This window comes from Sphingopyxis sp. JAI108, from assembly GCF_013410105.1.
Taxonomy (GTDB): Bacteria; Pseudomonadota; Alphaproteobacteria; order Sphingomonadales; family Sphingomonadaceae; genus Sphingopyxis; species Sphingopyxis chilensis.
In genome coordinates this window covers 1,180,676-1,202,927 of sequence record NZ_JACCCJ010000001.1, presented here as the reverse complement: position 1 = coordinate 1,202,927, position 22,252 = coordinate 1,180,676, and the positions used below count along the sequence as shown (strand labels likewise).

The window sequence follows — 22,252 nt, the reverse complement described above, 5'->3', positions numbered from 1 at the left end:
AAGAAAAGGGGCGCCAGTTTCCGCTGACGCCCCTGTCGTTCGTTGAAACAACCGGTAAAATCAGGTCGTCGTCGCGGCCTTGCACGGGCCGGTATGCGTGCTCGTCAGCTGCATGACCATTTCCATGTCGCCGCCGGTGGGCACCTTGCCCTTGGTCGTGACGGTGACGTCGGTCTTTTTCGCCGCCATCGTGCCGGTCATCGCCATATCGACCGTCTGACCGTTCTGCGTGCAGGTGCCCGCAACGTCGATCTTGCCGCCCGCGACCTCCTTTTTCGACCAGGTGCATTCGCCGCCGCCGTTCGGCCCCTTGGCGAGTTCGGACGTGATGTCTTCCTTGTCGACCTGCTCCTGCGTGAAGCACTGGTCCAGGCCGCTGGCGCCTTCCATCATCTTCGTCATGCCATCCTTCATTTCGGGCGGCATGCCGGGGACCTCGAATTTCACGAGCTTGACGTCGGTTTTCCAGTTTCCGGCCTCGCGCTTCACCGTGCCGCCGGCATTTTCGGCCTTGTCGCTGCAACCCGCCACCGCGACCAGCGCGCCGATGGCGGCGACCGTCAGAAATTTCTTCATAACCCTGTCTCCTGTGATGAACCGTTTAGGGGGCGTTGTTCTGTTCATTGCGATTGTGGACCCGCCCCATCGATACCATATTACCGGCGATGGCAATCCAGATTCGCACCTCGCTCGACGAAATCGAAACCGCCGAAGGCTATGTTCCCCATCGCCCCGCGCGCCCCGAAAAGGTCGAAGGCGGCAAACGATTTGAACTGGTTAGCGACTATGAGCCGGCGGGCGATCAACCGACCGCGATCCGGGAACTCGTATCGACCGCGCTCGACGGCGAGCGTGACCAGGTGCTGCTCGGCGTCACCGGATCGGGCAAGACCTTCACGATGGCGAAGGTGATCGACGAGCTGCAGCGGCCCGCGCTGATCCTCGCGCCGAACAAGATCCTCGCGGCGCAGCTTTATGGCGAGTTCAAGAGCTTCTTCCCGAACAACGCGGTCGAATATTTCGTCAGCTATTACGATTATTACCAGCCCGAGGCCTATGTCCCGCGGTCGGACACCTATATCGAGAAGGAAAGCTCGGTAAACGAAGCGATCGACCGGATGCGCCACTCGGCGACGCGCGCGCTGCTCGAACGCGACGACGTGATCATCGTCGCATCGGTGAGCTGCCTCTATGGCATCGGGTCGGTCGAGACCTATTCGGCGATGATCTTCGACTTGAAAAAGGGCCAGGTCGCCGACAGCCGCGAAATCATCCGCAAGCTCGTCGCGCTGCAGTACAAGCGCAACGATCAGGCGTTCGCGCGCGGCAATTTCCGCGTCCGCGGCGACAGCCTCGAAATCTTCCCGTCGCACTATGAGGATATGGCCTGGCGCGTCAGTTTCTTCGGTGACGAGATTGAGGAGATTACCGAGTTCGACCCGCTGACGGGCAAGAAGATCGCAAGCCTCAACTACGTGCGCGTCTTTGCGAACAGCCACTATGTCACGCCGGGTCCGACGCTCAAGCAGGCAAGCGAGGCGATCCGCCACGAACTCGCCGAGCGATTGAAGGAACTGGAGGCCGAAGGCCGCCTGCTCGAAGCGCAGCGGCTCGAGCAGCGCACCAATTTCGACCTCGAGATGATCGCCGCCACCGGCAGCTGCGCGGGGATCGAGAATTACAGCCGCTTCCTCACCGGCCGCCTGCCCGGCGAGCCGCCGCCGACCCTTTTCGAATATCTGCCCGACAACGCGCTGCTGTTCGTCGACGAGAGCCACCAGACGATCCCGCAGATCGGCGCGATGTCGAAGGGCGACCATCGCCGCAAGATCACGCTGGCCGAATATGGCTTCCGCCTGCCGAGTTGCATCGACAACCGGCCGCTGCGCTTTGCCGAATGGGACATGATGCGCCCGCAGACGGTCAGCGTGTCAGCCACCCCCGGAACGTGGGAAATGGAGCGCACGCAGGGCGTCTTCGCCGAACAGGTGATCCGCCCGACCGGCCTGATCGACCCTCCGGTCGAGATCAAGCCCGTCGAGGAGCAGGTCGACGATCTGATCGCCGAGGCGAAGAAGACCGCCGCGGCGGGATACCGCACGCTCGTCACCACGCTGACCAAGCGCATGGCCGAAGACCTCACCGAATTCCTCCACGAGGCGGGCCTCAAGGTCCGCTACATGCACTCGGACGTCGAGACATTGGAGCGCATCGAGATCATCCGCGATCTTCGCTTGGGCGTGTTCGACGTGCTCGTCGGCATCAACCTGCTGCGCGAAGGACTAGACATTCCCGAATGCGGGCTGGTCGCGATCCTCGACGCCGACAAGGAGGGCTTCCTGCGCAGCGAAACCAGCCTCGTCCAGACGATCGGCCGCGCCGCGCGCAACGTCGACGGTCGCGTCATCCTCTATGCCGACCGCATAACGGGCAGCATGGAACGCGCGATGCGCGAGACCGACCGCCGCCGCGAAAAGCAGGAGGCGTATAACGCCGAACACGGCATCACCCCGACGACGATCAAGCGCAACATCGGCGACATCATCGCGCATGTCGCGTCGAAGGACGGCGTCGTCATCGACATCGGCGAAGACAAGCCCGCGCACATGGTCGGCCACAACCTCCGCGCCTACATTCAGGAACTCGAAAAGAAGATGCGCGACGCCGCCGCCGATCTCGAGTTCGAGGAAGCCGGCCGCCTGCGCGACGAAATCCGAAAGCTGGAGGCCGACGAACTGGGACTGCCGCCGGACCAGCAGGTCGCGCCGCGCGTGGGGCGCTCGAATGAGGGCAAGCCGGGAACAAGGAAGGGGCGGTTCGGGAAGCAGAGCAAGACGAAGTGGGGGCGTTGACCATCACTTCGACAGAAGCCCGACTGTAACCGACAAGTAGCCTTGCCGCCTCCCCGCCCGCTGCATAGGGTCGCCCCGCAATCGGGGAGATATATTTATGAAATCGGGTCTTTCGCTCATAGCCTTGGCGCTTACCTTTACCGCGCCCGCCGCGCTCCACGCGCAGGACAAGGCCGACGACAAGCCGAAGGCCGAAAAGCACGCCGATTATGAGCCGCAGGTCCGTACCACCAAATTATCGGGCACCTTCGGCGGGCAGCGGATCAACTATGCCGCGACGATCGGCGAGACGATCATCAAGAACAAGGATGGCGTGCCCGAGGTGGCGGTCGTCACCACTTCCTACATCAAGGAGCCGCGCGACCCCGGCCGGCCGATCACCTTCCTGTTCAACGGCGGCCCGGGGTCGGGCACCGTCTGGCTGATGATGGGGGCGTTCGGGCCGAAGCGCGTCGCGATCCCCGGCACCGGCGTCGATGACGGCGCCCCGCCCTATCCGATCGTCGACAATCCCGATGCGCTGCTCGACGTCACCGATGTCGTTTTCATCGATCCGCCGGGCACCGGATTCTCGCACCTGATCGGCAAGGCCGACCCCAAGGATTATTACGGGGTGACGCAGGATGCCAAGCTGGTCGCCGAGGTGATCCGTCGCTGGCTGAACGACAATGGCCGCTGGAACAGCCCCAAGTTCCTCGGCGGCGAAAGCTATGGCACGACACGTTCGGCCGCGGTCGCCAACCAGCTGATGAACGAGACGTACAATGACGTCGCATTGAACGGCATCATCCTGATCTCGACCGTGCTCGATTTCGCCGCGGGCGCCGACACGCCGGGCAACGAGTTGTCGCCGATCACCAACCTGCCCTCGATGGCCGCGACCGCGCTCTATCATGGCAAGGCGACCGCGCCGTCGGTCGAGACCTTCGTCGAGGAAGCACGGCAATGGGCGATCGGTCCCTATGCTTCGGCGCTGCTCAAGGGTCAGAAATTGCAGGGCGAGGAGCGCGCCGCGATCCGCCGCGAGCTGTCGCGCTTCACCGGCCTCTCCGAAACCTATCTCGAACAGGCCGATCTGCGCGTCACGCCGCAGCGCTTTTACAAGGAACTGCTCCGCGACCGCGGCCTCACCGTCGGGCGCCTGGACAGCCGCTATACCGGCAAGGATTATGACAGCGCGGGCGAAGGCCCCGACAACGACCCCAGCTTTTACGGCATCGATGCGAGCTATACCGCCGCGATCAACAGCTGGAGCCGCGACGGGCTGGGGTTCAAGACCGATCGCGAATATCAGTCAATCGGCCGGATCGGCGGCCAGTGGGATTGGCGGATCGGCGACCGCGACACCAACTCCTATCTGAACGTCGCGCCCTATATCGGGCAGGCGCTGCGCGAAAATTCGGGGCTGAAAGTCCTTGTCGCGCAGGGCTATTATGATTTCGCCACGCCGTTTTTCGCCGCCGAATATGCGCTGTCGCGTACCGGCATCCCGCAGGATCGCATCAGCTACACCTATTATGGCGCCGGCCACATGATGTATATCCGCGACGAGGACCGGCATAAATTGTCCGAAGACGTGCGGGCCTTTATCCGCGCGCGCTGAGGCGCGGCGGGTTGCCACAAGCTCCTCCCTGTCGCGCAGCGATGGGGAGGCGTGGGGGAGGGGCCGCGAGGCGTCAGCGAGCGCTTGCGCGCCTGGCCCCTCCGTCAGCCTTGGGGGGCTGCCACCTCCCCATCGCTACGCGACAAGGAGGATAGTCTCCTCACCGTCATCCCGGCGCAGGCCGGGATGATGAATAACGGAAGGTCGGGGATACGCCCCAAGGCGGGTATCTTCAGCGCAGCACACCCATTGCCGCCTGCGCGCGCGCATAAAGGAACAGCGCGATCACGATGACCCAGATCACCGCGGTGAAGATCATCGGGAAAGTCCCGAACATCCGCTCCAGGTCGCCATAGTGCATCCCGAACTGATAGACGCTGCTGATCGCAAGGCCGACGAGCGAGAGCAGGAAGGCGGTCACCGCGTGGCGGCTGCGCGCGAGCAGCAGGATCGAGCCCAGCACCGATCCCCACACGCCCAGCGCCCAGCCGAGATTCGCCCACAGCGGGAAGCTGTAGAAATAGGCCTGCTGTTCGGGGGTGAAAGCCGCCATATATTCGGGGTTCTTGAGTTTGGTCATCACATAGTCGAATGCACCGAATGCGTTCCACAGCAGCGATATGATGCCGACGGCCCACAGGTGCCACGGCGTTTTCACGGCTTCGTTCATATTCGTCTCCCCCTCCAGAAAGATCAGGCGAAGCTATCACGCTTTGCCGCCGCCATCAATGTGGTGATATAGTCACGCAATACAGCGATGTTACGATCGAAATAGCCGATGTCGCGATAGGTGCGCGCCTGCATCACCGCACCTTCCATCACCGTCAGCACGAATTCGCCGAGCGCCTTGCGATCGGAGTCCTTCGGCAGGCGATCGGCCGCGGCATCGAAACAGCCCGCAATCGCCGCCGACCAGTTCGAAAAATTCGCCGCCATCAGATCGCGCACCACCGGGTCGGGCTCGTGGATTTCGAGCGCAAGGCTGCCGATCGGGCAGCCGTAGGTGCAATCGGTCACGATCAGGTGCGTGCGATAGCCGGCCAGCAGCGCAAAGATGCGCTCGATCGGATCGTCGACTCCCTCCCAGTTCGGCGCGAGCAGCATCTCGTCGATCCCGTCGCGATAGAGTTCGAGCACGCCGACGAGAACATCCTGCTTGCCGGGGAAGAAATGATAGAGGCTGCCGCTGTGCACCTGGCTACGCGAGAGAATGTCGGACACCGACGTCGAGAGATAGCCCTTCTCCCAGAACAGCTCCATCGCGGTCATCAGGATGCGGTTGCGCGTGTCGGTGGCGTTCACGGCGGCCCCTCCTAGCCCGCACGATCATAGGCGGCGCGGAGCCAGCCCGCGACATCATCGCCCGCCTCTTCGCCCGCGGCGACGCGCATGCGGTGCGAGACCATCGCGTTCCAGCTACCCGCAAGTTCGAGCCTGCCGGCAGGCTCCTCGCCTTTGAGCGCGAGGCCGATATCGAAACGATCCTTGGTCGACGGCTGGAGCAGCGCGAACTGCTTCTTGCGGCGCAGGCTGACATAGCCCTTCTTGGGAGCAAGTTCGACGTCGCCGCCGAAGGCCTGCACTTGCGCGATCAGCCGGTCGTAAAGCGGCCGCCAATGCGCCCTCGCCCCTTCGAATGCCGCATCGACCAGCACGTCATCATCCTGCGACAACGCGGAGGACTTATTGGCGGCATGGACGATCATATTGGCATAGCCGTGGCCGAGGCCATGTTCGCTTTTCAGGTGATTGACCAACGCCATGTGGCCGGCGATGCCGGCGGCGCGCGCGGCGGCGACCCATTCGTCGAGCCCCTTGCCGGTCTTCGCTTTGAGGCTTTCGCCCATCTTCTCGAATTCGTCGGCCATCGCCGTCCTCCCTCGTCAAGATGAGTTGATTGAACATTCAACCAAGCATTTTGTCAAGAGGCTTGGCAAGCGGACGGTCAGCCCCGATATGCGCAGCATGTGCGTCGTCGCCCTCGCCCATCGCGCCCATCCCGACTGGCCGCTCATCCTTGTCGGCAACCGCGACGAGTTCCACGCACGGCCCGCTGCGCCGCTCCACATCTGGGACGGGGACAGCGGCATCGTCGCCGGGCGCGACCTGCAGGCGGGCGGGACCTGGCTTGGCGTTCACCGCCCGAGCGGCCGCACCGTCGTCGTCACCAACGTCCGCGGCGCGATGCCCGATCCGGCGAAGGAATCGCGCGGCGCACTCGTGTACGACCTGCTGCGCGGCGAAGGGCGTTTCGCAGCGCCGGACGCCCAAGATTTGCCGCGCTTCAACGCGTTCAACCTGTTCGCGGTCGATGCCGGTGCGGCCCGGCTGCTCACCAACCGGCCGGTTCCCCTGATCATGCCCCTCGAACCCGGCGTCCACGCGCTCGCCAACGAGCCGGTCGATACCCCCTGCCCGCGCGCCGAGCGGCTGCGCCGCGCGCTCGAAATGGCCGGCGCGGCGGGTACCGACCCCGAAAAGCTGCTCGACACGCTGATGGCCGAGGACGACCCCGGGCTCTTCCTGCGCGGCGATATCTATGGCACGCGCGCCTCGACGCTCGTGCTCGTGTCGGCTGACGGCGCGGTCCGAATGATCGAGCGCCGATACGAAGCGGGCGGCCGCCCCGCTGGAGCGACCGCCCTCGAATTTCATACCGGCTGAGCCAGCGAAATTATTTCGGCGCGATCACCATGAGCATCTGGCGGCCTTCGGTGCGCGGATGCGCCTCGACCTTCGCGATTTCCGACGTCAGTTCGGCGACGCGCTGGAGCACGTTGAGGCCAAGCTGGGTGTGGCTCATCTCGCGGCCGCGGAAGCGCATGGTCATCTTGACCTTGTCGCCTTCCTCTAGGAAGTCGAAGACCTTCTTCATCTTCACGTCGAAATCATGATCGTCGATATTCGGACGCATCTTGATCTCTTTGATTTCCTGGGTCTTCTGGCTCTTGCGCGCGAGGTTCGCCTTTTTCTGCGCCTCGTACTTGAACTTGCCGACGTCGAGGAATTTGCACACCGGCGGATCGGCGTTGGGAGATACTTCCACCAGGTCGAGCCCGACCTCGGCCGCCTGCTCAATCGCTTCGGCCGTCAGCATCACGCCCAGATTTTCGCCTTCCTCGTCGATCACGCGGACTTTGGGGGAGGCGATAAATTCATTGTAACGCGGACCGTTTTTAGGCGGCATCGGTGCCATCGGGCGACGGGTCATGGGCGGTGGTATAGCTGTATCTCCTGAAACATTGTAAACAGGCGTGCGGAATCGACGCCGGAACACGCGCGATTGTCATATAGTGATCGCCGCGTCGGCGTAAAGACCGCCGCGCTTTTCCGATACCGGTTTTCGGCCAACTGTGGCCGGCCTGCCACTGTCAATCGCAGTTCACCATTTGGTCGGCGCCGGATCGATCACGCGGAAGCCGCCGGCCCCGATTTCGCTGACCTCGAGCGCGCGCTCGGCGATGCCGCGGTTGCTGAAGCGGAAGATGCCGTCGATCCCGCCGAAGCCGTCGGCGGCAAGCAGGCGGCTCGTCGGGAAATTGCTGCCCGGTTTCCAGTCGCGCGCGATGCGCACCGTCAGCAGGACCGAATCATAGCCGAGGCTGGCGAGACGGTAGGGCGTCCGGCCGAAACGGCTGCGATATTTGGTCGCAAGCTGGCGATAGAGGCCGTCGGAGACGCTGGCGAACCATGCCCCGCGCATCGCGGCATTGCTGCCCAGCGCCGCATCGGTGTTCCAGAGTTCGGTGCCGAGGATCTGCTTGCTGCCCGCTCCCTTGATCACGGGGACGGCGCGGATCGCATTGCCGCCACTGTCGGCGATCAGCACCGCATCCATCGCGCCGGCATTGGCGAGCCGCCGCGCCGCACCCGACAGCGCAGTCGCGCTGCGGTCATAGCTTTCGACGGCAACCAGTGTTCCGCCCGCCTCGGCGACCGCGGCGCGGAACGCCGCTGCCGAACGGTCACCATAGACATTCTTGGGCACGAGCGCGCCGAAGCGCTGATGCCCCTTGGCGCGCGAAAAGGCGACGACGCGCTCGACCGACTGGCCGGGGACGAAGCCCATGATGAAGACGCCGTTGCCCGCGACGCTGCTGTCGTTCGAGAAACTCAGCACCGGAACCTTCGCCCCGCGTGCGATCGGCGCCACCGCCGAGACATCCTCGCTGAGCAGCGGCCCGAGGATCAGCTTGTTGCCATCGGCGACCGCCTGCCGCGCCGCCGCGGCGGCGCCGAGCGCGGTGTCATAGGTTGTGATGCGCACGCGTTCGGTGCGCGTATCGAGCAGCGCCAGCGTTGTCGCATTGGCGATCGCGGTGCCGACGTCGGCGTTGGGTCCGGTCTGCGGAACGAGCAGCGCGACACGGTGGCGGTCGGTGTCGGTCGGCAGGCCGGGGCCGACATTGTCGTCGGGGTTGGTCGGCGGCGGCGGGGTGGCAGGGCCGCCGGTTTTCGGAACCACCTGGCACGCCGCGAGCAGCCCCGCCATCGCCATCACGCCGAACCCGCGCAGCATCTGGCGACGCGGCGGTGCTTTGTTTTGGCGCTGGTCGGCAGTTTCTGCCATTTTCGGCGTCATGCCAGATTCGAACATCTCAGATTCTCCCTTGCCCGGTCTCTATATCGTCGCGACGCCCATCGGCAACCTTGGCGACATCGGCGCGCGCGCGGCCAAAACGCTCGCCGCCGCCGACGTGGTCGCCGCGGAGGATACGCGCGTGACCGCGAAACTGCTGTCGCATCTGGGTTTGCGTGTGCCGATGACCCCCTATCATGATCATAGCGACGAACGCACCCGCGCCGCGCTGGTTGCGCGTATGGAGAGCGAAGTTGTCGTTTTGGTGTCGGACGCCGGCACCCCCCTGATTTCGGACCCGGGATACAAGCTGGTGCGCGATGCCCGTGCGGCGGGACGCCATGTCACCACCCTGCCCGGCCCTTGCGCCGCGATCGCCGCGATCACGTTGTCGGGCCTGCCGAGCGACCGCTTCCTGTTTGCGGGTTTCCTGCCGAACAAGGCCAAGGCGCGCGCCGACACGCTCGCAGAATTCGCCGGATTGCGTGCGACGCTGGTGTTTTACGAAAGCGGGCCGCGGCTTGCAGCATCGCTGGCAGCAATGGCCGAAGGGCTCGGCGACCGCGAGGCGGCGGTCGCGCGCGAGATCAGCAAGATGTTCGAGGAATGCGTCACCGGCACGCTGAGCGAGCTTGCCGCGCGTTACGCCGACGCGCCGCCAAAGGGAGAGATCGTGGTCATCGTTGGCCCGCCCGGCGAAGCGCTGGCCGAGGAAGCCGACGACGACACCCTGGACGCCGCATTGCGGGAAGCGATGGCGGACAAGCCCGTCGCGCAGGCAGCGAAAGCGGTCGCCAAACGCTTCGGGCTCGATCGGCACGCGGTTTATGCGCGTGCGCTGACGCTGAAAGAGCAGGATTGAACCGCGCCGCCGCCGAGGCGCGCGGGCGCAAGGCCGAGCGCCGCGCCGCCTGGTGGCTGCGCCTCCACGGCTGGCGCATCCTGGGCGAACGGCTTCGCGTTCCGGTCGGCGAAGTCGACCTTGTCGCGCGGCGCGGGCGAACGGTCGCCTTCATCGAAGTCAAATGGCGCGACCGTGCCGCCGACCTCGACCTGGCGATCGACCAATACCGGCTGCGCCGCGTCGCCGCGGCGGCCGAAATGCTCGCTCCGCGCTTCGCCAGCCCACGCGACGACATTCGCATCGACGTGATGCTCCTTGCACCACGGCGCCTGCCACGCCATCTGGTCCACGTCTGGCAACCCTGAGGAAGATCGAATGACCCTGCGCGCCGCGGTACAAATGGACCCGATGGATGGCATCAACATCGGGGGCGACAGCAGCTTCCATCTGATATTGAAGGCGCTCGACCGCGGCTACGAGCTTTATCATTACGATGTTCGCGGCCTGACGTGGGAGGCCGGGCGGCTGACGACGAAGGCGCACCGTATCATCGAAGCGCAGCGCGAAGACGGCGCGCATTACAAGTTCGGCGACGAAGTGCTGATCGACCTCGGCCGTGATGTCGATGTCGTGCTGATGCGGCAGGATCCGCCCTTCGACCTCGGCTATCTCACCGGCACCTGGCTGCTCGAACGGATCGCGGGCGAGACGCTGATCGTCAACGACCCCGTCTCGGTCCGCAACGCCCCCGAAAAAGTGTTCGTGCTCGACTTTCCCGAGTTCATGCCGCCGACGATGGTCACACGCGACCTCGACGCGGTGAAGGATTTCCAGGCGCGGTACGGCGCGGTCGTGATCAAGCCGCTCCACGGCAACGGCGGCAAGGCGGTATTCCGCGTCGACGCCGACGGCGGCAACCTCGGCGCGCTCGTCGAGCTGTTCGGACAGGTGTGGCCCGAACCCTTCATGGTCCAGCAATTCCTGCCGAGCGTCAGCCAGGGCGACAAGCGTATCGTGCTCGTCGACGGCGAAGTCGCGGGCGCGATCAACCGCAAGCCCGGCGAAGGCGAATTCCGATCGAACCTCGCGGTCGGGGGCTATGCCGAGGCCGCCGAGCTCACTCCGCGCGAACAGGAAATCTGCGATGTGCTAGGGCCGCAGCTGCGCGAGCGGGGACTGGTTTTCGTCGGGATCGACGTGATCGGCGGCGAGTGGCTGACCGAAATCAACGTCACCTCACCCACCGGGATCGTCGCGATCGACCGTTTCAACAACAGCGATACGGCGGGAATGATCTGGGACGCGATCAAGCGACGCATCGGCTGACCGCGCGAAGCGTTGCTCCCCCATGACCGATTTCATCCTGAACCTGATCCAGAGCTGGGGCTATGCGGGGATTTTCATCCTCATGTTCATCGAGAATGTGTTTCCGCCGATCCCGTCCGAAGTGATCATGGGACTCGGCGGGATCGCCGTCGCGCAGGGCCGCTTCGATTTCTGGACGCTCGTCGCCGTCGCGGTCGCGGGCACGACGGCGGGCAACTGGATCTGGTACGCGATCGGCCGCTGGATCGGTTACGAACGGCTGAAACCCTTTATCGACCGCCACGGGCGCTGGCTGACACTCGACTGGGACGAGGTCGAACGGATGCACAATTTCTTCCTGAAATATGGCCCCGCCATCGTGTTCATCGCGCGTTTCATGCCCGTCGCGCGAACGATGGTGTCGCTGCCCGCGGGCATGGTGCGGATGAATCAGCTGAAATTCCTGATCTGGACCGCCGCCGGCTCGACGATCTGGATCGCCGCGCTCGCCGGCGCGGGCAATTGGTTCGGCAAGCAGTTCGCGAACCTCGACGCCTTCGTCGGTCCGCTCGCACTCGTCGCGATCGGGTCGCTGATCGCCCTCTATATCTACCGCGTCATCACCTGGAAGCCGAAGCCGCGCCGCGATTAGGCGCGCGGGTGCGCCGACCGGTAAATATCGAGCAGGTGCGCCGCGTCGACCGCGGTATAGACTTGCGTCGAGGCAAGGCTCGCGTGGCCGAGCAATTCCTGCAAACTTCGAAGATCGGCCCCGCCCGCGAGCAGGTGCGTGGCAAAGCTGTGGCGTAACGCGTGCGGCGTCGTGCGTTCGGGCAGGCCGAGTGCGAGCCGCGCCGAACGCACATTGGCGCGCACGACGCCGGGCGCCAGCGGCCCGCCCCGCGCGCCGAGAAACAGCGGCGTGTCCTTCCCGATCGGCCAGGGGCAGGCCTCGACATAGCGCGACACCGCACCCGCAACCACGGGCAGGATCGGCACAATCCGCGTCTTGCTGCGCTTGCCGGTGACGCGCAGCGTATCGCCGAGCGGCAGGACTGCACCGGTGAGCGAGAGCGCCTCGCCGATGCGCAGCCCCGCGCCATACAGCAGGAGCAGCAGCGCGAAATCGCGCGCGCCGACCCAGCCCTCGCGGGCATTATCCTCGACATCATGCGCGAGGCGGAGCACCTCGGCGGGAGCGACGGGCCGCGGCAGCCCCTTCTTGACCCGGGGCCCGCGCATCTGCGGCACGCTGGCGTTCGATCCGCCCACGAAGCGCAGAAAGCTGCGCAGCGCCGAAAGCTCGCGCGCGGCCGACGCATTGCCGAGCCCCTCAGCACGGCGCTCGGCGAGATAGGCGCGCAAATCGTTCGGGGTCAGCGCCTTGATAATGCGCGCATCGACCGCGCCGCCGCGATGTCGCGACAGGAAGGCGCAAAAACGCTCCGCCGTCGCAATATAGGCACGGCGTGTATGTTCCGACCGGCGCTTTTCATGCGCCAGATGGGCGTCCCAGTCGCGGATCAAATCTTGCGCCAAACCATGTCCCCATTCCCGCTCGCATCGAGCGAAGTCGAGATGCCCTTCGGCGAAGCGTAAGATCGAGCGGTGTCTCGACTTCGCTCGCCACGAACGGATCTGGGGCAAGCTAGTGGGTTTTGACCACCTCGGAAAGGATCGAGTCGAGCAGCAAGATGCCGTCGTCGGTTACCGCCAGCCGTGCCCCCTCGGATCGCATCAGCCCCTGCTTTTCCAGCCGCGCGACGGCTTCGCCATCGACGAATGCGTCGCGGGGCAGCCCGCTGCGCGCTTCGATCCGCGCCAGGTCGATGCCCTCGGTCAGCCGCAGCCCCATCAGCATCGCCTCGGTTGCGCGCTCCTGCGCCGGCAGGTCGGCTTCGACCTTCAGACCGTGGCCGTTGCGTGTCACAGCCGCGATGAAATTCTCGGGCTTCTTGTGCCGTTCGGTCGCTTGCCCAAGGCGTCGACCATGCGCCCCCGGCCCGACGCCCGCATAATCGGCGTAACGCCAATAGGCGAGATTGTGGCGGCTTTCCTGCCCGATAAGCGCATGGTTCGACACTTCGTAACGCGGCAGGCCGGCCGAACGCGTCATCGCCTGCGTCGCGTCGAACAGGTCGGCGGCGGTATCGCCATCGGGGATCGTGAGGTCGCCTTTCGCGGCGAGCGTCGCAAAGCGCGTGCCGGGCTCGATGGTGAGTTGGTAAAGCGAAAGATGATCGGTGCCAAAGGCCAGCGCGCCCGCAAGTTCGCTTTCCCACGCCGCCATCGTCTGACCGGGCCGGGCATAGATCAGGTCGAAGCTGACTCGCGCAAAATGCTCCTGCGCGGTTGCGATGGCGCGGCGTGCCTCATCTTCACTGTGCGCGCGGCCAAGAAATTCAAGCACTTCGGCATCGAAGCTCTGAACACCTATCGAAACCCGATTGACCCCGGCGGCGGCGAGGTCGGCAAAATTGGCGACTTCGACCGAATTGGGGTTCGCCTCGAGCGTGATCTCGACATCGTCCGCGAGACCCCACAGCGCCTCCGCCTCGGCAATCACCCTCGCGACCGTCGCGGGCGGCATCAGGCTCGGCGTGCCGCCGCCGAAGAAGATCGACCCGACACGGCGATCCGGCAGCAGCGCAGCCTCGTGGCGCAAATCCGCAAGCAGCGCGCCACGCCAAACCGTCTGATCAACGCTCTCGCGCACATGGCTGTTGAAATCGCAATAGGGGCATTTGGACACGCAAAACGGCCAATGGACATAAAGGGCGAGCGGTTCGGCCATGCGGGGCGATATAGTCACTTTTCCGTGATTGTCTGCATGGGTAGGTTGATCTCCGGAACGCGATGCCGGAGGGACTTATGGATATTGGCAATCGGGATTTCGTCGAGCTCGTCAAACGAACCCGCGAGAAATTTGGCGTGAGCATCGACGGCGCCCACGATTTGATCTTTGCCGACGAAGAAATGCGCAGGCTCGTCGCCCGTCGTATCAACCATGATCCCGAATGCCGCAAACAGGCGCTGTGGGATATGCAGGAGAAAGGCAACCGGTCGCGCTTCATCAAGGTTGAAGGCAAGATCAGGTTTCGCACCTGATGTCGCCGCGGCTTTAAAACACCCCCGCGACCAGTTTGGCAAATGCATCGGCCCTGTGGCTGATCGCATGTTTTTCCGCCGGATCGATCTCCGCATAAGTCAGGGACTTGCCGACCGGAACGAACACCGGATCATAACCGAACCCCAGTTTGCCGCGCGGCGGCCAGGTCAGGCTGCCTTGCGCCCTGCCCTCGAAAACCTCGGCATGGCCGTCGGGCCATGCGAGCGCGAGGGTGCAGACGAAACAAGCGCTGCGGTCAACATCGGGCCCCTGTTCGGCGAGCAGGCCTTCGACCTTGCCCATTGCCATATACCAGTCGCGGCCGGGCGGACCTTCGAAGACCTGCCGCTCGGCCCAGTCGGCGGTGTAGACACCCGGCCGCCCGCCAAGCGCGGCGACCTCGAGCCCGCTGTCGTCGGCCAGCGCGGGCAAGCCTGCGGCCGACGCGCTCGCATGCGCCTTCAGCAGCGCATTCTCGCGGAATGTCGTCCCCGTCTCCTCGGGCTCGGGCAGGCCAAGGTCGCCCGCCGACACAGGCTCGATTCCAAAGGGCTCGAGCAGCGCGCGGATTTCGCGTACCTTGCCCGCATTGTGGCTGGCGATGACCAGCTTTCCGGGTTGCAGTTTGCGATGAGCCATCATCGAACCTCTCGAAATTCGTCATGCCGGACTTGATCCGGCATCTATTTCTTTGCCGGGGGTGACGAAAGGAGGTTTACCGCCCCGTCGCCTTGTCCTGCGCCGCGAAAATTTCTCCGCAGCCGATGCGTGCGAGGCGGAGAAGGCGAAGCAGGCCTTCTTCGTCATAGGTCGCCCCCTCGGCGCTCGCCTGCACTTCGACGATCTGGCCCTTGCCGGTCAGCACGAAATTGCCGTCGGCCTCGGCAACCGAATCCTCGTCATAGTCGAGGTCGAGAACGGGCGTGCCCTTGTAGATGCCGCAAGAGATCGCGCCGACCTTGTCCTCGATCGGATCCTCGGCGAGCAATTTCGCCGCAAGCAGCTTGTCGACCGCGAGGCGCAGCGCGACCCACGCGCCCGAGATCGACGCGGTGCGCGTGCCGCCGTCGGCCTGGATCACGTCGCAATCAATGATGATCTGGCGCTCGCCGAGCTTCTTCATATCGACGACCGCGCGCAAGCTGCGGCCGATAAGCCGCTGGATTTCCTGAGTCCGTCCCGACTGCTTGCCCTTCGCCGCTTCGCGGCTGCCGCGCGTGTGCGTCGCGCGGGGCAGCATGCCATATTCGGCGGTGACCCAGCCCGCGCCCTTGCCGCGCATCCACGACGGCACCTTTTCATCGACGCTGGCGGTCACCAGCACCCTGGTGTTGCCGAAGCTGACGAGCACGCTGCCCTCGGCATGGATGGTGAATTCGGTCTCGATCGCGATGGGGCGCATCTGGTCGGGCGCACGGCCGGAAGGGCGCATGGGATATCCTTTCGATTGGTGATTGCGGTGGCCCTTAGGCCGCCGGCCTCATTGGCTCAACCGCATCTTGAAGAAATCGAGGATTTCGTCGCGCGCCTGCACCGTCGGCTGGCCCGCTTCGTCGATCAGGTGGATGGTGACGACGCTGTGCGGGTTCTTCATCGGGCTGTCGGGGTTCGCGGCGCTGTCGGGCAGCACCTTCCCGATGAAACGGTCGCCGAGCGCATCCCGGTAGGCCGCGAAGCGCGCCGCCTTGCAATATTTGTCGCCCTCGAAACGATAGGCGAGCACGCTCAGGTCCTCGGCCTCCATCCGCGCCTTCACCGCCGCCAGTTCGGCGGGGGCGATGTGCATCCCCGCCGGATCATTGAGCGGCAGCGACGGCTGCGCCAGCACCGGCGCGAGCACAGCGGGTTCGAGCATCATCGACAATGCGAAATTGCCGGTAAAGCACATGCCGATCGCGCCGACGCCTTTCCCGCCGCATTCTGTATGCGCCTGCGCCGCGAGCGCACGCAGCCATAAGGTGGCGAGCGAGCTTTCATTCGCCTGGAAGGCGCGGAACTGGCGGCTGATGCAGCCACCGATCATCGTGAACAACATGCGAGGCGCCCGCGGCACAGCGCCGTCCCTCCCGAAGATATGCGGCATATAGACGGTGAAGCCGGCGTCGCGGACCCAGCGCGCGAAGCGCGCGACATGCGGGCTGATCCCTGGCATTTCGGTCATCACGATGACGGCAGGGCCGCCGCCCGTCACATAGACGCGGTGTTTACGGCCGAGCAGCGTGATGTCGCGATGGTCGAAATCGTCGAGCGGGTCGTCGCGGTTTAGCGGTGGCGTCGTCATGATTTTCTCCCCCGAAGCGGAAGGCTATGCAGAAGGCCCGCCAATTGCACCTTCTTTTCTTCGTGCAACGGTGTGGAGCGGCGTTGCGCTTGCCCCACCCCCTCGCCGTCCCTAAATCCCCTCTATGACCACCGCACCGATCACCGAACTCACCACGCGCGCCCGCGACGTGTTCCGGCTGGTCGTCGATGCGTACCTCGAAACGGGGCAGCCGGTCGGATCGCGCACGCTGTCGAAGCTCGCGACGCTCAACCTCTCCCCCGCGTCGATCCGCAACGTGATGCAGGACCTCGAGGAATATGGGCTGCTCGCGAGCCCGCACACCAGCGCCGGGCGCCTGCCGACCGAGCAGGGGTTACGCCTCTTCGTCGACGGCATGATGCAGGTCGCCGAACCCAGCGCCGAGGACCGTGCGCAGATCGAGGCGAGCCTGTCCGAGGGCGGTCCGATCGAAAGCGCGCTTGCGCAGGCGACCTCGGCGCTGTCGGGGCTCTCGGCCTGCGCCGGGCTTGTCCTCGTGCCCAAGCATGAACGCGTGCTCAAACAGCTCGCCTTCGTCCCGCTCTCGGCGAACCAGTCGCTCGTCGTGCTCGTCGCGGGCGACGGGACGGTGGAGAACCGCGTCATCGACATTCCGGCTGGGCTCAACCCGTCGGCGCTCGTCGAGGCGGGCAATTATATCTCGTCGATGCTCGGCGGGCTGACGCTGAGCGAGGCGATGGCGCGGGTACGCCGCGAGATCGAGGCCGAGCGGATCGCGATCGACCGCGCGGCGCAGGACCTGGTATCACGCGGGCTCGCCATCTGGTCGTCCGACGGTGCCGACCGACCGGTGCTGATCGTGCGCGGTCAGGCGAACCTTCTCGACGACAGCGCGGTCGGCGACCTCGACCGCGTCCGGCAGTTGCTCGACGAACTCGAGACGAAGCAGGATATCGCGCAATTGCTCGACAGCGCGCGCGAAGGTGCCGCGACCCGAATTTTCATCGGCTCGGAGAATAAATTATTCTCGCTTTCGGGCTCGTCCGTGATAGCGGCGCCGTATCGCGGATCGGACGGGCGCGTGGTCGGCGTGGTGGGCGTGATCGGCCCGACGCGCTTGAACTATGCCCGCATCGTTCCCATGGTGGATTTCACCGCACAATCGCTCTCCAGACTGATACGATAGGTTTATGACGAACATCGAAAACGACACCCCCGTCGACGACGGCCAAGCTTCCGAAACCAACGGCACCGAAACCGCCGAAACGGCGGCGCCCGAAAGCGCGAACGACGAAGTCGCGCAGCTCGCCGAACAGGTTGCCGCGCTCCAGCAGGACCTGCTCTATGCGCGCGCCGAGACGCAGAATGTCACGCGCCGCAAGGACAAGGAAATCGCCGACGCGCACGCCTATGCCGCGACCAAATTCGCGCGCGACATCCTGTCGGTCGCCGACAATCTCGGCCGCGCGCTCGCGGCGCTCAGCGACGAGCAGCGCGCCGACGAGGCGATCAAGCCGCTGATCACCGGGCTCGAAGCCACCGAGCGCGAATTGCTCAGCGTCTTCGAACGCAACGGCATCACGCGCATCGCGGCGATCGGCCTGCCGCTCGACCCGAACCAGCATCAGGCGATGCTCGAAATCCCGAGCGACAAGGAACCCGGCACGATCGTGCAGGAAATGCAGGCGGGCTACATGCTGAAGGATCGCCTGCTTCGCCCCGCGATGGTAGGCGTGGCGAAGGCGGGGTAATGACAAACCCTCTCCCCCAAGGGGGAGAGGGATTTAATCAGGCCGCCTTGCGCAGCTTCGCCAGCTTCTTCAGCACCATCTCGCGCTTCAACCGCGACAGATGATCGATGAAGAGAATGCCTTCCAGATGGTCGTGCTCGTGCTGGATGCAGGTCGCCATCAGCCCGGTCATGCGTTCCTGGTGATGCTTGCCGTCTTCGTCCTGCCAGTCGACGGTGACTTCGGCGGGCCGCGTCACTTCGGCATATTGTTCGGGGACCGACAGGCAGCCTTCCGAATAGACGCTATGCTCTTCGCTCTCGTCCGAAAAGACGGGATTGATGAAGACGCGCGGGTCGCGGATCACCTTCTTGCCCTCTTCATCGTCGGGATCGGGTTCCTGCAAGTCGATGACCAGGATGCGCTTCGGCACCCCGACCTGAATCGCCGCCAGCCCGATGCCGGGGGCGTCGTACATCGTCTCGAACATGTCGGCGACAAGCTGTTTCAGCTCGGCGTCGAAACTCTCGACGGGCTTCGAAATGACGCGCAGCCGGGGGTCCGGGGTCTCTATGATGGGTAGGATGGCCATGGGGGCTCAGGTATGAACTCGAAAGCCTGACGTCAACCCACCGGTCGTCGCGCCCGTAGCGCCTGCGCCAGCGTCCCCTCATCCAGATAATCGAGCTCGCCTCCCACCGGCAAACCATGCGCGAGCTGGGTCAGCCGCACCGGATAACCCTCCAGCCGCTCGGCCAGATAATGTGCGGTCGTCTGTCCCTCCAAGGTCGCATTCATCGCGAGCACCACTTCGTCGATGCCGCCTGCCGCGACACGCGCGACCAGCGCGTCGATCGCCAGATCCTGCGGGCGGATGCCCTCCAGCGCCGACAGCCGCCCGCCCAGCACATGATATTTGCCGGGGAACAGCCGCGACTTGTCGAGCGCCCAGAGGTCCGACACTTCCTCGACGACGCACAGCGACCGCGCATCGCGGCGCGGGTCGGCACAGATTGCGCAGGGATCGTGCGTGTCGATATTGCCGCAAATGGTGCAGGTGACGAGGCGTTCGGACACGGTTTGCAGCGCGGCGAGCAGCGGCGCGAACGCGCTCTCGCGCTTCTTCATCAGGTGCAGCACCGCGCGCCGCGCCGATCGCGGGCCGAGCCCCGGCAGGCGGGCCAGTTGCTGGACGAGGGCTTCGATTTCGGTGGATGCCATGGGGTGGTGTTTGGCTTAGCACACAAAGTCGCGCAAGGGCCATGGCTGGAGATTGCCGCGTCGCTACGCTCCTCGCAATGACATCCAATTTCGTCATTGCGAGCGCAGCGAAGCAATCTCCAGCCATCGATCTTGCACATCGGCCCGCCGTCCGCCAAAGCCCGCACCCATGCGTATCGCCTTCATGGGAACGCCGCCCTTTGCGGTGCCGACGCTCGCCGCGCTTCACGCGGCGGGGCACGATATCGTGGCGGTCTATAGCCAGCCCCCCCGCCCCGCGCAGCGCGGCAAGAAATTGCAGAAAAGCCCGGTGCAGGTCTGGGCCGAGGAACACGGCCTCCCCGTCCGCACGCCGCGAAGCCTGAAGAATGAAGAAGCGCAGGCCGAATTCGCCGCACTCGACCTCGATGTCGCGGTCGTCGCGGCGTATGGCCTGATCCTGCCGCAGGCGGTGCTCGATGCGCCGCGCGAGGGGTGCCTGAACGTCCACGGATCGATCCTGCCGCGCTGGCGCGGTGCGGCGCCGGTGCAGCGCGCGATTCTCGCGGGCGATGCCGAAACGGGCGTGACGATCATGCAGATGGACGCGGGGCTCGACACCGGCGCGATGCGGCTCATTGAAACCACGCCGGTCGCGCGCAAGAGCGCGGGCCTATTGACGCACGAACTTGCCGAGATGGGCGCTCTGATGATGCGACGCGTGCTGAGCGAACTCCACGCCTTTCCGCCGGTCCCCCAACCCGACGAGGGCGTGACATACGCGGCAAAGATCGACAAGAGCGAGGCGCGGCTCGATTTCCTGACGAGCGCGGTGCAGGTCGAACGGCAGGTGCGCGCGTTCAATCCCGTGCCGGGCGCCTTCTTTGAACTCGAGGGCGAACGCTACAAGATCCTCGCCGCCGACGTCATCCATCCGGCGGAGACCGCCGCCGGCGCCGCTCCCGGCGTCACGCTCGACGATGGACTGACCATCGCCTGCAACCCCGGCGCGATCCGCGCGACGCGGGTGCAGCGCGCGGGCAAGCCGGCGATGGAGGCAAGCGAATTGCTGCGCGGGCGGCCGATTACTGCGGGGACGCGGCTCGCATGAACACCCAGCTACTCCATCGTCACCCCGGACTTGATCGGGGGTCCATTCCAGCGCCGAAGTCATGGGCCCCGGATCACGTCCGGGGTGACGAAAAGGGGGAATAAGGCCGCCCATGACCCGATTTGCCCTCACCATCGAATATGACGGCCGCCCCTATATGGGCTGGCAGCGGCAGGCGCATGGCCCCAGCGTCCAGCAGGCGATCGAGGAAGCGATCCACCGCTTCACCGCCGAGGATGTGCAGGTGTTCAGCGCGGGGCGCACCGACGCCGGCGTCCATGCGATTGCCATGCGCGCGCATGTCGACATCGAAAAGCCGCTGACCCCCTTCAAGCTGACCGAGGCGCTCAATGCCCAGCTCCGCCCCGCGCCGATCGCGATCGTCGGATGCGAGGTGGTGCCCGACGACTGGCACGCGCGTTTCGCCTGCATCGGGCGGTCCTATGAATATCGCATCGTCAACCGCCGCGCGCCGCTGACCTGGGACAAGGGATTGTCGTGGCAGGTCGCGCGCCCGCTCGACGCCGATGCGATGCACGCCGCGGCGCAGCAGCTGATCGGCCTCCACGATTTCACCACCTTCCGCTCGGCGCATTGCCAATCGCAAAGCCCGGTGAAGACGCTCGACAAGCTGACCGTCAGCCGCCACGGCGACGAGCTGATTATCGAGGCCGCCGCGCGCAGCTTCCTTCATCATCAGGTGCGCTCGATGGTCGGCAGCCTGACGCTGGTCGGCCATGGAAAATGGTCGGCGCGCGATCTGAAAGCGGCGCTCGACGCGGCGGATCGGCAGGCGCTGGGGCTCAATGCGCCGCCCGACGGGTTGTATTTCGTGGGGGCGGTTTATCCCTAGTCCGTCATTGCGAGGAGCGCAGCGACGAAGCAATGACGCAACGAAAAAGGGCGGCCCCGCAGGACCGCCCTTTTGTCATTCGCGATGCGCGCCGTTACACCTTTTCGGCGTAATAAAGCGGCGCATGCTCGTTGAGGATCTGGAGGATCTTCGCCTGCGCCGTCTTTTCGTCGCTCTCTTCCATCGCGGCGAGTTCGCGCGCGAGGCGGCTCGACGCCGCTTCGAAAATCTGACGCTCCGAATAGCTCTGTTCGGGCTGGTCGTCGGCGCGGAACAGGTCGCGGGTCACTTCGGCGATCGACACGAGGTCGCCCGAATTGATCTTCGCTTCATATTCCTGCGCGCGGCGCGACCACATGGTGCGCTTCACCTTCGGCTTCGTCGTCAGAACCTGAAGCGCTTCCTTCAGCGTCTTGTCCGACGACAGTTTGCGCATACCGACGCCTTCGGCCTTGTTGGTCGGCACGCGAAGGGTCATTTTTTCCTTTTCGAAGCGGAGAACATAAAGTTCCAGCTGCATGCCGGCGATTTCGGATTTCTGCAGCTCGATGACGCGCCCCACGCCATGCTTCGGGTAAACAACATAATCACCGACTTCGAAAACGGGAGTACTTGCGGACATTCAAGTTCCTTTCAGTGGCCTTGCCGGGGGACGGGGAAGCGCGTGAACAACTCTGTATCCGGCCCTCTATCGGAGGGGGATCGGGCTGGTAGGGCGGCGCTCGCCAGTCAGAGTGACAAGGGATGTGGCTCCATCGGAAACGCCAAGCATGCCCCAGCCCGGCGGCGGGAAGAGGCACAAT

General features: G+C 64.9%; 26 protein-coding genes. 12 read left to right on the top strand and 14 right to left on the bottom strand.

The window, feature by feature from the left end; genetic code table 11:
- Positions 1-60: 60 nt before the first annotated feature.
- Positions 61-576: a DUF3617 domain-containing protein gene (locus tag HDC29_RS05750; RefSeq protein WP_179495258.1), complete on the bottom strand. Its 516-nt coding sequence runs from the start codon at positions 574-576 to the stop codon at positions 61-63.
- A gap of 89 nt (positions 577-665) precedes the next feature.
- Between HDC29_RS05750 and uvrB the strand changes: the two genes are divergently transcribed.
- Positions 666-2,852: an excinuclease ABC subunit UvrB gene (gene uvrB, locus HDC29_RS05745; protein ID WP_179495257.1), complete on the top strand. Its 2,187-nt coding sequence runs from the start codon at positions 666-668 to the stop codon at positions 2,850-2,852.
- 97 nt (positions 2,853-2,949) lie between these two features.
- Complete coding sequence (locus HDC29_RS05740) at positions 2,950-4,455, top strand: S10 family peptidase (protein ID WP_179495256.1); 1,506 nt, start codon at positions 2,950-2,952, stop codon at positions 4,453-4,455.
- Between the two features lie 232 nt (positions 4,456-4,687).
- Here the strand turns inward: HDC29_RS05740 and HDC29_RS05735 are convergent, their stop codons facing one another.
- The 3 genes from HDC29_RS05735 to HDC29_RS05725 are packed head-to-tail and all read right to left on the bottom strand — an operon-like array spanning position 4,688 to position 6,323.
- On the bottom strand, positions 4,688-5,125 hold the full coding sequence (locus HDC29_RS05735; protein ID WP_179495255.1) for a hypothetical protein: 438 nt from the start codon (positions 5,123-5,125) through the stop codon (positions 4,688-4,690).
- A 23-nt stretch (positions 5,126-5,148) separates the two neighbouring features.
- Complete coding sequence (locus HDC29_RS05730) at positions 5,149-5,757, bottom strand: TetR/AcrR family transcriptional regulator (protein ID WP_179495253.1); 609 nt, start codon at positions 5,755-5,757, stop codon at positions 5,149-5,151.
- Positions 5,758-5,768: 11 nt separating this feature from the next.
- Positions 5,769-6,323: a DUF4287 domain-containing protein gene (locus HDC29_RS05725; RefSeq protein ID WP_179495251.1), complete on the bottom strand. Its 555-nt coding sequence runs from the start codon at positions 6,321-6,323 to the stop codon at positions 5,769-5,771.
- Positions 6,324-6,420: 97 nt separating this feature from the next.
- On the opposite strand from HDC29_RS05725, the gene HDC29_RS05720 reads away from it, so the two are divergent.
- Positions 6,421-7,119 carry an NRDE family protein gene (locus HDC29_RS05720; protein WP_179495249.1) on the top strand — a complete coding sequence of 233 codons (699 nt, stop codon included), beginning with the start codon at positions 6,421-6,423 and terminating at the stop codon, positions 7,117-7,119.
- Between the two features lie 10 nt (positions 7,120-7,129).
- Here HDC29_RS05720 and infC read toward each other — a convergent pair whose 3' ends face one another.
- Both infC and HDC29_RS05710 read right to left on the bottom strand, forming a co-directional pair.
- Complete coding sequence (gene infC, locus HDC29_RS05715) at positions 7,130-7,666, bottom strand: translation initiation factor IF-3 (protein ID WP_179495247.1); 537 nt, start codon at positions 7,664-7,666, stop codon at positions 7,130-7,132.
- Between the two features lie 171 nt (positions 7,667-7,837).
- The gene (locus HDC29_RS05710) at positions 7,838-8,974 is read right to left on the bottom strand and encodes a penicillin-binding protein activator (RefSeq protein ID WP_179497276.1); all 1,137 of its coding nucleotides are present in this window, start codon (positions 8,972-8,974) and stop codon (positions 7,838-7,840) included.
- 61 nt (positions 8,975-9,035) lie between these two features.
- On the opposite strand from HDC29_RS05710, the gene rsmI reads away from it, so the two are divergent.
- Genes rsmI through HDC29_RS05690 form a run of 4 tightly spaced genes read left to right on the top strand, consistent with a single transcriptional unit; the run spans position 9,036 to position 11,835 of the window.
- The gene (gene rsmI, locus HDC29_RS05705) at positions 9,036-9,896 is read left to right on the top strand and encodes a 16S rRNA (cytidine(1402)-2'-O)-methyltransferase (protein ID WP_179495245.1); all 861 of its coding nucleotides are present in this window, start codon (positions 9,036-9,038) and stop codon (positions 9,894-9,896) included.
- Positions 9,893-10,243: a YraN family protein gene (locus tag HDC29_RS05700; RefSeq protein WP_179495243.1), complete on the top strand. Its 351-nt coding sequence runs from the start codon at positions 9,893-9,895 to the stop codon at positions 10,241-10,243. Before rsmI ends, HDC29_RS05700 begins: the two co-directional genes overlap by 4 nt.
- A gap of 10 nt (positions 10,244-10,253) precedes the next feature.
- Entirely contained in the window at positions 10,254-11,204 is a 951-nt protein-coding gene (gene gshB / locus HDC29_RS05695; RefSeq protein ID WP_179495241.1) for a glutathione synthase, read from the top strand.
- A 22-nt stretch (positions 11,205-11,226) separates the two neighbouring features.
- Positions 11,227-11,835, top strand: coding sequence for a DedA family protein (locus HDC29_RS05690; RefSeq protein ID WP_179495239.1), 609 nt, complete (start codon positions 11,227-11,229; stop codon positions 11,833-11,835).
- Here the strand turns inward: HDC29_RS05690 and HDC29_RS05685 are convergent.
- Entirely contained in the window at positions 11,832-12,722 is an 891-nt protein-coding gene (locus HDC29_RS05685) for a tyrosine recombinase XerC (RefSeq protein WP_179495237.1), read from the bottom strand. The two genes, HDC29_RS05690 and HDC29_RS05685, sit on opposite strands and share 4 nt — an antisense overlap.
- 109 nt (positions 12,723-12,831) lie before the next feature.
- Positions 12,832-13,977 carry a radical SAM family heme chaperone HemW gene (gene hemW, locus HDC29_RS05680; RefSeq protein ID WP_179497274.1) on the bottom strand — a complete coding sequence of 382 codons (1,146 nt, stop codon included), beginning with the start codon at positions 13,975-13,977 and terminating at the stop codon, positions 12,832-12,834.
- A gap of 77 nt (positions 13,978-14,054) precedes the next feature.
- On the opposite strand from hemW, the gene HDC29_RS05675 reads away from it, so the two are divergent.
- Positions 14,055-14,291, top strand: a complete 237-nt coding sequence (locus tag HDC29_RS05675; RefSeq protein WP_179495235.1) for a hypothetical protein — start codon at positions 14,055-14,057, stop codon at positions 14,289-14,291.
- A 13-nt stretch (positions 14,292-14,304) separates the two neighbouring features.
- Here the strand turns inward: HDC29_RS05675 and rdgB are convergent, their stop codons facing one another.
- From rdgB to HDC29_RS05660, 3 genes are all read right to left on the bottom strand, one after another.
- Entirely contained in the window at positions 14,305-14,931 is a 627-nt protein-coding gene (rdgB, locus tag HDC29_RS05670) for an RdgB/HAM1 family non-canonical purine NTP pyrophosphatase (RefSeq protein ID WP_179497272.1), read from the bottom strand.
- Between the two features lie 76 nt (positions 14,932-15,007).
- The gene (rph, locus tag HDC29_RS05665; RefSeq protein WP_179495233.1) at positions 15,008-15,724 is read right to left on the bottom strand and encodes a ribonuclease PH; all 717 of its coding nucleotides are present in this window, start codon (positions 15,722-15,724) and stop codon (positions 15,008-15,010) included.
- A gap of 48 nt (positions 15,725-15,772) precedes the next feature.
- Complete coding sequence (locus tag HDC29_RS05660) at positions 15,773-16,573, bottom strand: dienelactone hydrolase family protein (protein ID WP_179495231.1); 801 nt, start codon at positions 16,571-16,573, stop codon at positions 15,773-15,775.
- 124 nt (positions 16,574-16,697) lie between these two features.
- On the opposite strand from HDC29_RS05660, the gene hrcA reads away from it, so the two are divergent.
- The gene (gene hrcA, locus HDC29_RS05655) at positions 16,698-17,741 is read left to right on the top strand and encodes a heat-inducible transcriptional repressor HrcA (RefSeq protein ID WP_179495229.1); all 1,044 of its coding nucleotides are present in this window, start codon (positions 16,698-16,700) and stop codon (positions 17,739-17,741) included.
- A gap of 4 nt (positions 17,742-17,745) precedes the next feature.
- Positions 17,746-18,306, top strand: coding sequence for a nucleotide exchange factor GrpE (gene grpE / locus HDC29_RS05650; protein ID WP_179495227.1), 561 nt, complete (start codon positions 17,746-17,748; stop codon positions 18,304-18,306).
- 37 nt (positions 18,307-18,343) lie between these two features.
- Here the strand turns inward: grpE and def are convergent, their stop codons facing one another.
- Positions 18,344-18,877, bottom strand: a complete 534-nt coding sequence (gene def, locus HDC29_RS05645) for a peptide deformylase (RefSeq protein ID WP_179495225.1) — start codon at positions 18,875-18,877, stop codon at positions 18,344-18,346.
- A gap of 32 nt (positions 18,878-18,909) precedes the next feature.
- On the bottom strand, positions 18,910-19,506 hold the full coding sequence (recR, locus tag HDC29_RS05640; RefSeq protein WP_179495223.1) for a recombination mediator RecR: 597 nt from the start codon (positions 19,504-19,506) through the stop codon (positions 18,910-18,912).
- Between the two features lie 169 nt (positions 19,507-19,675).
- Between recR and fmt the strand changes: the two genes are divergently transcribed.
- Positions 19,676-20,596 (top strand): methionyl-tRNA formyltransferase, encoded by a 921-nt coding sequence (fmt, locus tag HDC29_RS05635; protein ID WP_179495221.1) that lies wholly within the window; start codon positions 19,676-19,678, stop codon positions 20,594-20,596.
- Between the two features lie 112 nt (positions 20,597-20,708).
- On the top strand, positions 20,709-21,449 hold the full coding sequence (gene truA, locus HDC29_RS05630; protein WP_179495219.1) for a tRNA pseudouridine(38-40) synthase TruA: 741 nt from the start codon (positions 20,709-20,711) through the stop codon (positions 21,447-21,449).
- Between the two features lie 94 nt (positions 21,450-21,543).
- Here the strand turns inward: truA and HDC29_RS05625 are convergent, their stop codons facing one another.
- Positions 21,544-22,071: a CarD family transcriptional regulator gene (locus HDC29_RS05625; RefSeq protein WP_037556573.1), complete on the bottom strand. Its 528-nt coding sequence runs from the start codon at positions 22,069-22,071 to the stop codon at positions 21,544-21,546.
- Between the last annotated feature and the right edge of the window lie 181 nt (positions 22,072-22,252).